The following is a 14,566-nucleotide window of genomic DNA, read 5'->3' as shown; positions in this document are numbered from 1 at the left end:
CTGACCTATGCCGGTTTCCCCCAGTCATCGTCAGGATCAACGCCCTGATCCCGATGCACTTCTTGCACGGGTACAAAAAGAAGAACAGCAGAAGCATCGGGGCAAACTCAAGATTTTCCTTGGGTATATCGCAGGAGTCGGGAAAACGTACGAGATGCTCATGGCAGCGCATCTCAGGAAAGACGAAGGTATCGATGTCAGGATCGGGTACATCGAGCACCACGGGAGGCGCGAGACCGAAGCGCTCATTCTGGGACTCCCCGCCATTCCCGTGCAGCAGATCGAATACCATGGCGTACACCTTTCCGAGATGGATCTCGATGCAATCCTTGCCGCACACCCTCAATTGGTACTCGTCGATGAGCTCGCTCACACCAATGCTCCCGGCACCCGGCACCCGAAACGGTACCAGGACGTGGAAGAACTGCTTGCTGCAGGAATTGATGTCTATACCACGCTAAACGTCCAGCACATTGAGAGCCTGAACGATGTGGTGGCCCAAATTACCGGCGTCATCATGCAGGAGAAGATCCCCGACCGGGTAATTGACGAGGCATCCGAGATCGAGGTCGTCGATCTTACGCCGCCCGAACTTCTCCAGCGTCTCCGTGAGGGAAAAGTGTATGTACCCGACATGGCGGCCCGGGCGATAGAGCAGTTCTTTAACGAGGGTAACCTCTATGCCCTCCGCGAGCTTGCGCTGCGCCGGGCAGCAGATCGCGTCGACAACCAGATGCTTGCGTATATGCAGACGCGTTCGATCCCCGGTCCCTGGCCGGTCGGCGAATACCTGCTGGTCTGTATCGGCCCGGGCCCGCTTGCGGAAAGGCTCATACGCACAGCCCGCCGGCAGGCCGACCGGATCAATGCCCACTGGTGCGCAATTTATGTTGAAACGCCCACCCATCACCGGCTCTCGCAGAAGGCAAAGGAGCAGGTCGACCGGTCGCTCCAGCTTGCAGAAAAACTGGGTGCGACTACCGCAAGCGTATTCGGGCTCAACGTGGCAAACACGGCTCTTGAGTACGCACGACAGCACAATGTGACCCGGATCATTATAGGGAAGACCCTGCGTCCCCGGTGGCAGGAATTTGTCTTTGGCTCGGTGGTCGACCAGCTCATCCATAACAGCGGGCCCATTGATGTATACGTGATCAGCAGCGGTACGGAAACTCCCAAATCACCGGCGGATCTGGAACCCCTGCTGCCCGCTACGCTCCCCCGGGATTATATGGAAAGCGTGGTGCTTGTCGTTGCGGTCACTATCATTAGCTGGTTGATTCATTCAGTTATTTCCCCGGTCAACGTGGCGATGCTCTACCTGCTTGCCGTTGTCGTCATAGCGTTCAGGCGGGGCCTCAAGCCTGCGATTTTTACTTCGGTTATCGGTGTCATCGCGTTCGATTTCTTCTTTGTGCCGCCCTACCTGTCGTTCCGCATCACCGATACCGAGTATCTCATCACATTCCTGGGCATGATAATCGTTGGTGCTGTTATCAGCCTGCTTGTTGCTCAGGCACGCAGGCATGCAGATGCAGCGCAGATCCGCGAGAAGGAGACCAGCACGCTCTACGCACTCTCGCAGGATCTTGCAGGGGCTGTAGATACAGATACGATCGTTGCCGCCGTTGCACAGAACATTCGGGCAATTTTCCAGTGGGAAAGTGCATTTTTTCTTCCGGAAAACGGCGGGCTCGTGGCGCATGCACAAAGCCCGGGACTCACCCTGGATTCAGACGATGTTGCTGTGGCAACCTGGGCTTTTTCTCACGGTACCATTGCCGGTTACGATACCGATACGCTGCATGGTTCGAAGCTCCGGTATATCCCTCTCCAGAGTTCCCGGGGAGTGCTTGGAATTATGGGTGTGCAACCGGCAGAGCCAAATGGTGTCATCACCTATGAGCAATCCCGTATCCTTACCGCATTTGCAAACCAGGCCGCACTTGCCCTCGAACGGGTAAACCCGGAAAAAGAGACGGGAAACGTTAACCCGGGGCCGGCCTGAACGCTCAGGTAGTATCTGTGATCCTGCGGGCGCGACCTGACGCTCCCCCCTCATCAGTATTTTCCGTATTACCTGCCCCGTAGCCAGAAAAACATAAAAACAGATTATTTTTTGAGTTTCTTCATTACCCATGCCATGTTCTCGCCCAGCACCTTCATCGTGGCAAGGCCTTCCTCGTCCTTTTCCACATCGCCCGGCGCAAGCCCGATCCCCACATTCCAGTAGTTCGAGCCCGGCACCACCATCTGGTTAATAAAAAAGAAATGGTTGATCGTATCGAAGGTATGGATCGCCCCGCCCCGGCGCACGGCAACAACCGCCGCCCCGACCTTGCGCCGGAACATATGATCGTTTCCCAGGGCAACATAGCCCGACCGGTCGATCAGCGCCTTCATCTCCGAGGTCACGTCCGAGAAATACGTCGGAGACGCGAGGATGATCCCGTCTGCCTCATCCATCTTTTCGATGCATTCGTTTGCAAAATCGGGAATAATGCAGTGCCGGTCTTTCTTCTCCTGGCACTTCCCGCAGCCGAGGCACCCGTGCATCTTTTTCCCGGCCAGCTGTACGAGCTCGGTCTCGATGCCTGCCTTCTCAAGTTCCTTAAACAGTGTCCGTACAAGGATCGCGGTGTTGCCGTCCTTGCGTGCGCTTCCGTTGAATGCGACGACTTTCATAAATTTTCCCTTGTGAATAATTCCCGTTAGTATCGCTCCTGCAATAATACTGTCAGTAGACCCGGGGATACCATGGGTGCGCGCGGACATCCGGGTGGGATAAACGGGCAGTACCGAAAAGACATCCTGTGAGCGGCCGGATCCGGGAAAACTGGGGTACCATCTTATGAACCTGCGCGCCAAATAGTCGTGCGACATGAACTCAAGGTTGCAGTTTTCCGATCTCTCACTCTCAAAAGAGATCGCGAAAGCCATAGAAACTATGGGCTTTGAAGAGCCCACCCCCATCCAGGCACTCGCCATCCCCCTCATCCAGGCCGGCCGTGACGTGACCGCACAGGCACAAACCGGCACCGGCAAGACATCAGCGTTTGGCATCCCAGTCATAGAGAAAATCGACGCATCGCAGCGGGTTGTGCAGGCCATCGTCCTGTGCCCGACCCGGGAACTCGCCATCCAGATCGCAGAGGAATTCTCTCATCTCCTCGCGTACCTCCCGAAAATTACTGTCCTCCCGGTCTATGGCGGCCAACCTATCGAACGCCAGCTCAGGGCTCTTGCCCATGGCGTCCACATCGTGATTGGTACCCCCGGACGCGTAATGGACCACATGAAGCGCCGCACCCTTTCCCTTGACAACGTCTCGATGGTGGTGCTTGACGAAGCCGACCAGATGCTCGACATGGGCTTTAGGGACGACATCGAGCGTATCTTAAAGCGCATCCCGCAGAAGAGGCAGACGCTCCTTTTCTCCGCGACAATGCCCCAGCCCATTATCGAAATCTCGAAAAGGTTCCTGAACAAGCCCGAGTTTGTCCGGGTAGAGTACCAGGAAATCACCGTCCCTGCCACTGAGCAATCCTATGTCGAAGTACGGGACCGGGACAAGCTCGAGTCCCTCTGCCGGGTGATCGATGTCGTTGACCCGCATCTTGCGATCATCTTCTGCAACACAAAGAGAGGTGCAGAAGATCTCGCCGGCCGTGTCCGGGCACGGGGTTACCGCGCCGAGGAACTCCACGGCGACATGAAACAGTCCCAGCGTGACCGGGTCATGGGCGGATTCCGGAAAGGCTCCATCGACATCCTGATCGCAACTGACGTTGCGGCACGCGGGATCGATGTCGAGGATGTGGACATTGTGATCAACTATGATGTCCCGCAGGACGTTGAGTACTACGTCCACCGTATTGGCCGGACGGGGCGGGCAGGGAAAAGCGGCCGGGCGATCACTTTTGTCACGCCCCGGGACTTTACGAAGCTCCGCGAGATCCAGAAATACATAAAAATCCAGATCCCAAGAAAACCTCTCCCGACCGCCAATGACGTGGTCGAGTCAAAGACAAAGACGATCCTCGAAGAGGTGCGCGAGACCGTCCAGAAGGGCGGCATCGAACCGTACGCCCGGATGGTCGAACAGGAAAGCGATGGGGAACTCACGACGCTTGAGATCGCCGCTGCTCTCCTGAAAATTCGCATGGAACCGGGTGCAGATGCAAAGAAGGAACGCGCTGTCCCGACCGATTTCGGAGATACCGGGGCAGAGGCCGGGATGGTACGGTTCTTTTTAGGCCTTGGCCGCGACCACAACGTCGCTCCAAAGGATATCGTGGGCGCCATCGCAAATGAGACCGGCATCCCCGGTAAATCCATCGGGGCGATCCGGATCCTCGATACCTATTCCTTTGTCGAGGTCCCTCGTGACTGCGCTGAAGAGGTCTACACGATCATGAAGGAGCGCACGATCCGGGGCCAGCCCACCGGAATTGAGCCGGCGCAGGGCAGGCGGGAATAACCCTGCCATTGAGGAAATTCAAATAAAACCCTTTTTCTGCCCGAAAAAATCGCATATCATGAGCCGACACCCTCTCCTGACAGCTCGCGGCACAAGGCTCGTTCTTTTTATCATCATATTTTGTGATCTTCGTGGCATTGCTCGATTCGACAAAGTATCATGACCCTACGTGCGACACAAGGGACCTGTCCCGGCACACATGCCACAGGTTTTTGAGGTCGCATCCATGTGGGGCGCAGTGCTCTTGCCTTGCCTGCAGGAAATATCAGCTGCGATTGTTATCAGGGATAATTCTAAAGGGTCTGCATGAACCGGGCAGGTTTTCATTTCCCCGGCCCACACACAATCCTAAATATCTCGAAGGTCACAACTTCCAGTATGAATATGAAATTTGTCTTTGGCGGCATCGCGTTCCTGATGCTTCTCCTGGTCGTTGCCGGCTGCTCGCAACCCGCAGCCCAGCAGGCAACCCCGACTCCGACGGCTGCACCGACTATTGAAGTACCAGTAACCACGGAAACAGCCACGGCTGTACCTACCACCCTTGCATCCACCACACCCGGCCCTGTCCAGACGCTGCAAAGCAACTGGGCTGTTGATGTCCAGGTTGCAAGCAACGGGAAGTCTATCGACCCGCAGGTGATCCTCACCTTCCGGGGCGGCAAGGGTATGAATGTAATCCCTGAAATCGATATCACGCTCACCCGTTCCGACGGCACGGTGCTCAGCGACAAGATGGTCCAGCCATTGTATGTCGGTAAGACTGTCAGCCTCGCAGGATCGACCGGCAACAATGACCGGGCAGAAGTCTGGGTCTATACCCCGGCCGGCGACAAGGTCAAGGTCATTGACCAGTATGTTCCCTTCCGATCCTACAACTAACTTTTTTTGGGTACCCGATTATCCGGCAGCACACCTTCCGAATTCCTTACCGGGCCCAGTTTAACCTATAACCCCCGGGTTACCGGGTTGATCTTTTATTGTTGTTTATCGTCGGGGAACAATATATCCCGACATCCATGACACCCTCAAATCAGGATCAGGGTATACCAAAAAAGAGCTGGCCAGTCCTGACAGGCAGGACTTCCCGACGTTATTCCCCGAGTTTCCGGATAGCCGGGGCAAGCAGGTTCTCGTCCCCGATCAGGAAGAGTTGGTCTCCCGATTTGATCGTGCTGTCATTTGCGGGAACAACAATCCCGCTTTCACCGCGCCGGAACGCAATGGCCACAATACCAGACGGCAGGCCAAGCGCTGCAACGGTCGTTTCCTTTCCGGGGGGGATCGTAACGGCCCGGATCGCTCCGCCGTTCTCGTAGAGCAGGATAAGGAGTGCCCCTGAATCATCAGGAGCAAAATTTGGGGCGATCTTCTTCTTTGCCGTATCAATCGTCCTGCTGATCTCGTCTTTTGTGGGCAGTTCCTTCGAGACCCGGTTGTACATGTCCTGTACTGCGACCTGTGCCTTTGCGGCGACCGGTTCTAATGTTTGGGAGATCCGGCCCCGGATCCCCTCGATTCCACCCGCCACTTGGCCGGCGGCTGCCTGGGCGGTCTCCCGGACCTGATCGGAAAGCGGTACCGCCTTTTTCACGATAACAGCGGTGCCTTCCTCAACGCCAAGTGCTGCGATATCGTCTGTAGAGAGCCGGATCGTGTCCTCTCTGACAGTCGAGTCGCTGAATGCCGCAACCGTGATCCACCGGTCTTTTCCAGTCGTTCCTATGTCAAGGTCTTCGCGTTCGTCAATCCCGATTTTTTTAAGGGTAACCCCATTCATGCGTGCGCGGCCCTGGCTGGGAAATGCCCGTTTCTGGATGGTAAGTGTAAAATCTTCCATGATATCACAGGATCAACCCCGGCCGCAATAAGGTTTCCGGAGGCAGGACAGACGGAGTATACCAAAAAATTGCACGCAAATTAAACGGGGAAAAAAAGAGCAGATCCGCTTGTTTTTGGTTTGTCCCCCGGGCACTCTGCCATTCCCTTATAGAATCCCCTGCCGGGAGTGTGAGAATTAACACTTATCCGTCTTCACTATACCAACGGTTTTTTAAATCTCACTCGTCCGCAAGATGGAGGGTCTGCCACGTGACTGCTCGTTCTTCCACGGCTTTTTTTATCACCCGCTGTGTCCGGGTGAGCGTGGCACTGCCGTGCTTCACATCCATGAACACAATCCTGATGCTGGAACCCTTCTCATCGGCAACTGCCGAAAGGCCATCGAAGATGATATAATCAACCGGCGCCCCAATGAACCGGGCGTCGGCTGGAAGATACTCAAACGAGGGGAGCAGGGGTGCCATCTGTTCGGCAATCTTTCCTTTCAGGGTAGAACGGGACCGGTTCACCGAATCTTTCCGGATCTCCCCGGCAGCCTCAACTTTCCACCGCTCAAGTTCCGCCCGGTACCGTGCCTCGATCGCGGTGATCTGTGCTTTCACAAAAAACCAGCCAAGCGCAAACCCGATCATGAGTGCGACGACAATATAAACGAGCATCTCTTCAAACGCCATAATGAGTGGTGCAGTGCCGGCCTTTTATTCGGACGGCGTGCAGGGTGAAAATGATCGGTGCGCCATAAAACTTGCCACACTAAAACCAGGAAGGCACACAATAAAGGAACTGTTTCTTTTTGCCACATGCCGGTTCCTGTCGCCGTTAATCCGGTGAGCCATGTGGCCAGAGTGAACCGCAATTCTTTTTTCATGCATGGTAGACTTAGGAAGGTATAGTTATGCAGAAAACTTCAACCCGTAAATACCAGGTAGTCGAGGAGGCAGAGATCGACCTCGTCCTCAAGTGCAGGGACAGTCACGAATTTTATGAGCGGTACCTCAAAGTCTTCCCGGATACGAAGAAAGGTCTCGACAGTATCAGCAAGATCTGGAAGCGCCGAAGCGAGTTTGCAAAAAAACGGCCCGAGGCCATGCCTCAAGCAGAAACCGGCACGAAGACCTCCCGCGAGATCCAGGCACTGATCGCCGAGCAGACAAAGATCATGAGCGAGATGGCAGCACTTACAAAGGAGAACCTTGAAGTGAGCCGGCAGATCCTTTCGGCACTTGCACACCAGAACAGGATCCTGACCGGGCATGAAGAAAAACCAAAAGAGCCCGGGCATCCTGCCGAGCGTGTGCATTCCGCTCCGCCCCAAAAACCGCCGGTTCAGAAGAAAGCCCCTGAAAAGCAGACCCCGATTCTGGTCGGATCATAGCGCTGCACCAGTTTTTTTATTTTAATAATCCCCCGCGCACATCTTTTTTTTACGATCATATTCCAGGCAAAAACCCAAAATTTACCCACTGTTTTAAGGAATTGCGTGCGTGGGGGCTGGGAAAAGACAATCAGAATCCCGGATATTTACTAAATTTAATACGGAATGGAGCATTTACGCCTCAAAGAACCCCATTCTTATATATAGATCCAGATAACATTTTTTGTATATGCCACGAGGACGACCAAAAGGCTCACGGAACCTGAGTGCGTATGAACGCGGAAAAGTAAAACGAATACGTGAGGTTCTGACCCAGAAAGGGATCACGGATTTTGAACGCCTGCGTGATCCTCAGATCCTCAATAATATTTATGTCAGCACTGAAGGCGAAGTTTTTGTGAAATACGGACTGAATAAAAGCGTCACCGTAGAAACTCCGGCTCCCAGGAATAAGTCTGGCGAGAAGATCCTTGCAAAACTGGAAAAGAATATCGCTGCGTTACGTACCGTGATCTAAAAACCTGATTAAAAAAATTTTGCCGGGAAAATTTTCTGGATCCTAGGAATAATTTATACACCTGTGTTTGTACCTTTTTCTGGCACAGTGTTTTTCTAATTCCCGTTGTTTTCTTGAGATACTTCACAAGGGGGACTGTAATTTTGTGCACACGGTGGGAGTTAACCCGCACCGGAATAAACCGACAATCCCCTTGAAAACGGAACGATGGCACAAAAACAATATCCCGTGCCGCCCCACCCATTTGTACACACCGGTGGTCATTGTTTCCCTCATTCCCATCCCGTACCGCATCGCCGCCCTCACGCATGAAGAGCACGCCCTTTATGAGTACCCCATAGAACGTCTCTCTGGGGTGATCAGGGACGTCGGGTTCCGGTGCACAGCCTGCGCGAAGTGCTGCACCCGGGCGTTCAACGGACATGTCTTCCTGCTTGACCGGGATGTAGCCGCAGTACGGGAGATTGATCCTACGGCACTGGAGCCGGCCCCGAATCCTGAGTTCTGCGACCAGAACGGTACATTCTATGTCTCCGGTTATGCACTTCGGGTAAAAGACGACTCGGAGGGATCGTGTTGGTTTCTTGAAAACGGCAGGTGCCGGATTTATAACCGGCGGTTTGCCATCTGCCGCATCTACCCGTACATGCTCCACCGTGAACCCGATGACAAGGGAAAAGTGGACTGGCGCCAGATATCCGGTCTTGACCAGCACGGAGAATACGACGCAAAGATTACGGATGATGAATGCCTTACCATCGCCCGCGAAACCATGGAATACGAGCACGCATTCCTCGCCCACCAGATTGCGTTTCTTGAGTGTCTCCATGACTGCTTTACCCGACACCAGCTCCGGCACGTCCAGAAAATCTATGATGACCGCATGCGGCAGTACAGGAAGGGGGCGCCAATCACGATCATGGTTTATTCTGACGGGCAACTGGAAAAACAACGGATTGTGAAAGGTGATGTGCCCCGTTAATCCTACCGTGGCGGTATGTACTTTGTGAGCGTGAACCGGATTGCCGCGCCCTCTTTCGGGTGACCTGCCACGCGGTTATCGGCCCATACCCTGCCACCATATGCCTCTATGAGCAGCTTGACGATATGGAGACCCAGGCCGTAACTGCTGCGCTTGTCCGTCCCTTTGAGGAACCGTTCAAATATAACCGGTTTTGATCGATCGGCGATCCCTGGCCCGTTATCAGTTACCGACACTTCGACAGTACCGTCATTATTGTCCCGTGCGCTCACGGTAATCCTGACATCAGGTTTTCCGAATTTGACGCTGTTTGAGAACAGGTTGTAAAAGACCAGTGAGAGGTTCTCATCTGCAAGAACGGATATATCACAACCCTCGCAGGGGATAGTAAGTGCCGGGAAATGGTCAGCAGCCTGTTTAAACGCATCGTGGAGCGTGACCGGGACCTTTGCTGGAGGGTGCTTGAAAATCTTTGAGATCATCTCGATGTTGCGGATGACCTCCTGATCCTGGATGATGATCTCGGTAATGCGCCGGGCATAGATCTTCTCTTGGTCTCCAGCTCCCTCTTTGATGAGATCGGCAAATCCCCGTATCGCAAGCGTTGAATTCCTGATCTCGTACGTGAGGACATCGAGATAGATGTCCAGGTACAGGGTTGCCTTCCGGTGTGCCTCGGCCAGTTCCCCACTGCGCTGTGCCAGTGCAGTCTCCTTTTCCTGAAGATCCTGCAGCAGGGTATTGAACGATCCGTTCAGGGAAGCGATCTCATCGTCACCTGTTACCGGCAGGCGCCGGGAAAGATTATGGGTCTCTGTGATCTGCTTCACAGAGGTGTTTAGTTCAACGAGTGGCATGACGATATGCCGGCGCAGGAAGAGGATAATCACAAGGAGACTGATAATACCAATGGCTATCGATGAGATCACCATAAATTTCAGCGTTGCCATGATCTGCGGGTACATAGTGCGGGGACTATCAACCTGGAGAAGAAGTGCCGGGCTGCCGGAGATGTCCCGAATCACGGTATATCCGCTGATGATCGAGGCATTCTGAGGGCAGCTGACAATAGCAGGGGTAACCGTCTGTTCCGGGGGACGGAGATCCAAGCCGGGAACCGGTGGTGCTTCTTCAACCGGGATAAGATGAACCGTTACCGCAGAACGGATCTGCAGCGATGCGATCTGATCCTCGTCATATGACCGGACCATGACCAGCGTCCCGTGACCCGGGCCCTCATCATTACTCGGTAAGATCGTGTGCATTGAGACGAGCATAGGGCCCTCGGGCAGGGTGATAAGCCCGGAACGTTCAACCTGTTGTTTGCCGTCAGGCAGGAGTGCACGATTATTGTCGATATAGACAATCAGGCTTTGCGGAACGCGTGTGACCGTTCCGAGCTGCGGATCATACCACTCCGTGATCACGGGATTTCCCCCGGTATCGTACAAGAGAATCCCATTGATCTGGAGATTTTTGTACGTTGCGCCGGGTTCGATATCAGATGCAATAAATGACGGGTTATGATCATCCATGAACTGATAGGGCTGGTCCCAAATCGCCCAGTCACGGGCACTGTTGGAAAGCTGCATGGTCTCAAAGGAGAGCTGGTCGGTCACCCGGTTTACATCGGTGGCAGATACACCCTGCTCAATCTGCTGGTAGGAGGACAGGGTAAAAAACTGGGCGATGAGGGTCATCGCAATGATCATAATACAGATGGTTATACCCAGGATCAGAAGCGTGCGCACCTGTATTTTCATGATAGTTTAATTGATCTTCATCTACTCTTCTATTAAAATACGTGTTGTTTTATACCGGTGATGTTTCAGAACAAAGAGGAGGATCGGCATTACACAGCGCGAAGCACCATGAGAGTGATATCGTCGTGCTGCGGCCGGTCTCCGGCAAATGCGGTAATGGCAGCAAGAATATTTGCAAGGATTTCATCGGCTGTAAGGGCACGGTTCTCCGTGATCACACGAAGAAGCCTCTCTTCGCCAAACTCCTCTTCACGATCGTTGATCGCTTCGGTTACCCCGTCGGTATAGAGCACAAGGACGTCACCGGGTCGCAGATCGACCCTGACCGACTGGAGATTGACATCTTCAGTCACTCCAAGCGCGATGCCCTTAGCCTTGAGAAGGACGACATCCGATGATGTGCCCTTCAGGAGCAGGGGCGGGTTGTGCCCGGCGTTCACGTAGTTAAGCGTCATCTCCTTTGAATCGAGGATCGCATAGAAGAGCGTGACAAACATGCTCGTCTTTGAATCCTCACAGATCAACTGGTTCGCGTGCCCGATCGCAACCGCAGGATCCGCATTTGCAAGGGTACTGGCCCGGATCAGCGTGCGCGAGAGTGCCATAAAGAGTGCAGCCGGTACTCCTTTGCCGGAGACGTCAGCGATCACAAGGCCCCATTGGTCTTTCCCGAGCGGAATGAAATCGTAAAAATCCCCCCCGACCTCAAGCGCTGGAACATTCTTTGCAGCAATTTCAACACCGGTAATTGTCGGCGCGGTATCGGGAAGGAAACTCTGCTGAATCCCTTTTGCAATTTCGAGTTCCTTTGCATATCGCTCTTTCTCGGCAGTCGTCCGCTGGAGTTCATCGATGTGATCCTTGAGATCAGCGGCCATTGTATTGAAGGAATGCGCAAGGTCCTCAAACTCGTCTCCGGTTGTAATCTGCACCCGGAACCCAAGGTCACCGGCCCCGATTGCTTCAGAGCCGCTCTTGAGCGCAGCGATTGGGCGGGTGATTACCTGTGCAAAGAGGATAGAGAGCACGGTCACAAGGATGAAGAGCAGGATGAAGAGCACGACAAAAAGGGTCTTTGCCGCGTCCATTTTCTGGTTTAACTGTATTCCAGTCTCACCGGTGGCATTCACGATCTGGGCCCGGGTCTTCTCGGCAGGCGCGATCACATCGTCAACCGGCACAACAATGGCAACACTCCAGTTGACACTGTTCAAGGGTGCGTATGCGACGTATTTTTCGCCGTCGCTAAACGGCACCCGGGCAGTCCCGTTCTTACCGGCAACCATATCCCGGGCGACAGCGGCAAGAGCGGAGTTGTTGCTCAAAAGAAGGTTCTCGGTTGCAAACGACTTGTCCCACCCCTTCTCACCGGCGGTGATACCAGGGCGCGCGACTACGTTGCCACGGCGGTCAATGAGAAGCGCGTAGCCCCGATCACCGATCTGTGTATTGATGATCTGTGTATTAATGGTCGAAAGTGTGACATCGGACCCAACTACCCAGGTCTTCCCGTCACTTATCCCTGTGACCGGCCGCGAGCAGGTCACCATGAGTCCCTTGCCGGCGGCATCGATATACGGGTCCGACCACGACAGGGTGCCGGTCTTTATGGCCCGGACGTACCAGTCCCGGGTACGGGGATCATACGAGGGGGAGATACCGGTGACCCAGGGATGGACATACTGGATGCCGCTTCCCGTACCAAGGTAGACCTGCGTGATACGGGGATCCGACGCAAGCACCGGGCGCATCACGTCATCCATAGAGGCAAGGGAGAAGAGCTCGTCCTGAACATCCTTACGGGTAACACCGGGTGCGAGGATATACACCGATGAAGCGTTTGGATCCTGCGGATGTTCAGACTGCGAGTAGAGCGGGCGGGGAGAGGATGCACCGGACCGGGCCCGCACCGTGGTGGCGTACCCGGCAAGTGTGTTCATCTCACTTTCGACCTGAAGGAAGACCACGTTGCTGATATCTGCCTGATCAGTGGCAAGCCGCAAGAGGGAGGCCTCGGCATTTGCTTCAAGGGCCGTCGAACTTTCAGAAACCGCACGGTCGCCCAGCTGCCCGCTGCTGGTAAGGGCATACGCACCCATGTCACTCATGGTCGAGAACGCAGCGTATCCGACGACCCCAAGCGCCACCATAGATAACGACAGAAAGACAATCAGGATCTTTGCCCTGACCGTCATCTTTTGCCACGGACGCGGGGTGCTCATCATGACCGTGTTTGTAAAGATTGAGGGAAAATTGTTGTTATTTTGTCAGGTTTTTTTGACCGCATGCTTTTTGTTTTTTATACCAAACGGGATGACGCAATTGTTATCCAACGCCACAAGAGCCGGCAGTGAAGCGATCTCTTTTGTAAATGCGTGGAAAAAAGTGATTTTTCTTTTTAGATGTTTCCCGGGCCAAACTGCTGCTGCTGGGTGGGGGCAAATGCACCCTCGACTACACCGGGGCCAAAGATGCCCGGTGCCGAGCCGGTCTTTGCATAGGTGTACAGTGCCACGGTGAAGATTCCCTGCATGGCAGAGGAAAGGATCGCAAGGACGGCAATCAGCACGATAAAGAGCGCAAGCGCAACCATAAAGAGCGTGGAGTTGCCGATAAAGAGCGTGCCGAGCACAAGGAGCAGGCCGACGATACCGATCGCGGCAAAGATAAGGGTGATCGAGATCGTTCCGACAACGCTCTCTCCCCAGGTCTTCTTAAAGAGTTCCACCGATTCTTTCATCGCGGAAAATACGCCCTTGTCCTCGAACGCAAGCACCGGCACCACAAACAGGGTGACCAGGCTCCAGACCCCGCCGACAATCGAGGCGGCAATCTGGCCAAGGAACCCGGCCCGGTCTTCTATCATGTGCAGGATCAGGCCGACGGTCGCAGCGACAATCGCCCAGGCAAAGATGGAGCCGATGTGGCGGCCTGCGGCAGAGAGACCCTCCCCGACCGTCATGCTCTTCCCGTTCAGTTTTGCATGCACGCAGCTGATCAGTCCCACGTTAAAGAAGATAACGACAAAGTAGCTGACCAGGTAGAACAGGAATAAAAGGATAATTCCTGCGACGCTGTTCGTGGCAAGCGAGTACGCACCGTTGGTAAATATCAGCGGCACGACAAAGGTTGCGATCACAAGCAGGGTGACGATACCGGACAGGATCGGGAATGCGAGGAGTTTTTTGTCCTCCATCAGGATCCGCCAGCTCGCCTTTACCAGCTCGAGACTCCGCATAATCCGTTCGAACATAGTTTTTTGTTGGCAGTTTCATGGTATGAATGTATTTCAAAAAGGATTGGCCGGCCGGGGGTTCACCGACAAGCAAAAATACACTCGAAAAAACCGGCACTGATCATAACACGCTCATCGCGCGCCGGAGCACCACCCTGACACTCTCGGATACAACAGGAGATCCAGTACTTCTCTAAATTTTCCTTTACAAACATCAGATTTTTTTTAACAGGACTTCCCGGAGTGATTCCCGGTCCATTGGGGGGGATCCCCTCCTGCCAGCCCGGGGTGGCACCCCCCTCTCCCCAAAAGGAGAGGTACCCTGACCCCCCGACCAGTTTTTTTTAGCAGGATACCCCCACCCCCCTCTCC

12 protein-coding genes are annotated in these 14,566 nt (G+C 54.2%); 6 read left to right on the top strand and 6 right to left on the bottom strand.

Annotated features, from left to right (window positions below; translation table 11 throughout):
* The first annotated feature begins 7 nt into the window (after positions 1-7).
* Complete coding sequence (locus WCX19_RS07375) at positions 8-2,008, top strand: DUF4118 domain-containing protein (RefSeq protein ID WP_373006680.1); 2,001 nt, start codon at positions 8-10, stop codon at positions 2,006-2,008.
* Positions 2,009-2,112: 104 nt separating this feature from the next.
* Here WCX19_RS07375 and WCX19_RS07370 read toward each other — a convergent pair whose 3' ends face one another.
* The gene (locus tag WCX19_RS07370) at positions 2,113-2,685 is read right to left on the bottom strand and encodes a flavodoxin family protein (RefSeq protein WP_373006741.1); all 573 of its coding nucleotides are present in this window, start codon (positions 2,683-2,685) and stop codon (positions 2,113-2,115) included.
* 196 nt (positions 2,686-2,881) lie between these two features.
* On the opposite strand from WCX19_RS07370, the gene WCX19_RS07365 reads away from it, so the two are divergent.
* Both WCX19_RS07365 and WCX19_RS07360 read left to right on the top strand, forming a co-directional pair.
* Positions 2,882-4,480 carry a DEAD/DEAH box helicase gene (locus WCX19_RS07365; protein ID WP_373006678.1) on the top strand — a complete coding sequence of 533 codons (1,599 nt, stop codon included), beginning with the start codon at positions 2,882-2,884 and terminating at the stop codon, positions 4,478-4,480.
* A gap of 378 nt (positions 4,481-4,858) precedes the next feature.
* Positions 4,859-5,362, top strand: a complete 504-nt coding sequence (locus WCX19_RS07360; RefSeq protein ID WP_373006676.1) for a hypothetical protein — start codon at positions 4,859-4,861, stop codon at positions 5,360-5,362.
* 211 nt (positions 5,363-5,573) lie between these two features.
* Here the strand turns inward: WCX19_RS07360 and WCX19_RS07355 are convergent, their stop codons facing one another.
* Together WCX19_RS07355 and WCX19_RS07350 are read right to left on the bottom strand one after the other, a co-directional pair.
* Positions 5,574-6,320: a TrkA C-terminal domain-containing protein gene (locus WCX19_RS07355; protein WP_373006674.1), complete on the bottom strand. Its 747-nt coding sequence runs from the start codon at positions 6,318-6,320 to the stop codon at positions 5,574-5,576.
* A 220-nt stretch (positions 6,321-6,540) separates the two neighbouring features.
* The gene (locus WCX19_RS07350) at positions 6,541-6,996 is read right to left on the bottom strand and encodes a Holliday junction resolvase-like protein (protein WP_373006672.1); all 456 of its coding nucleotides are present in this window, start codon (positions 6,994-6,996) and stop codon (positions 6,541-6,543) included.
* A gap of 221 nt (positions 6,997-7,217) precedes the next feature.
* On the opposite strand from WCX19_RS07350, the gene WCX19_RS07345 reads away from it, so the two are divergent.
* The 3 genes from WCX19_RS07345 (at position 7,218) to WCX19_RS07335 (ending at position 9,196) form a co-directional block, all read left to right on the top strand.
* Complete coding sequence (locus WCX19_RS07345; RefSeq protein WP_373006670.1) at positions 7,218-7,697, top strand: hypothetical protein; 480 nt, start codon at positions 7,218-7,220, stop codon at positions 7,695-7,697.
* Between the two features lie 229 nt (positions 7,698-7,926).
* Positions 7,927-8,214, top strand: a complete 288-nt coding sequence (locus tag WCX19_RS07340) for a hypothetical protein (protein WP_373006668.1) — start codon at positions 7,927-7,929, stop codon at positions 8,212-8,214.
* A 256-nt stretch (positions 8,215-8,470) separates the two neighbouring features.
* Positions 8,471-9,196, top strand: coding sequence for a YkgJ family cysteine cluster protein (locus tag WCX19_RS07335; protein WP_373006666.1), 726 nt, complete (start codon positions 8,471-8,473; stop codon positions 9,194-9,196).
* 2 nt (positions 9,197-9,198) lie between these two features.
* Here the strand turns inward: WCX19_RS07335 and WCX19_RS07330 are convergent, their stop codons facing one another.
* From WCX19_RS07330 to WCX19_RS07320, 3 genes are all read right to left on the bottom strand, one after another.
* Complete coding sequence (locus tag WCX19_RS07330) at positions 9,199-10,959, bottom strand: CHASE4 domain-containing protein (RefSeq protein WP_373006664.1); 1,761 nt, start codon at positions 10,957-10,959, stop codon at positions 9,199-9,201.
* Between the two features lie 89 nt (positions 10,960-11,048).
* Positions 11,049-13,184, bottom strand: a complete 2,136-nt coding sequence (locus tag WCX19_RS07325) for a SpoIIE family protein phosphatase (RefSeq protein ID WP_373006662.1) — start codon at positions 13,182-13,184, stop codon at positions 11,049-11,051.
* 173 nt (positions 13,185-13,357) lie between these two features.
* A complete protein-coding gene (locus tag WCX19_RS07320) occupies positions 13,358-14,212 on the bottom strand; it encodes a DUF6159 family protein (RefSeq protein ID WP_373006660.1) in 855 nt (284 codons plus the stop codon).
* Between the last annotated feature and the right edge of the window lie 354 nt (positions 14,213-14,566).

This window comes from Methanoregula sp. (genome assembly GCF_041663825.1).
In the GTDB taxonomy this organism is placed as follows: Archaea; Halobacteriota; Methanomicrobia; order Methanomicrobiales; family Methanospirillaceae; genus Methanoregula.
The sequence above is the reverse complement of the archived record's forward strand: the minus strand, read 5'-3'. Positions and strand labels throughout refer to the sequence as shown.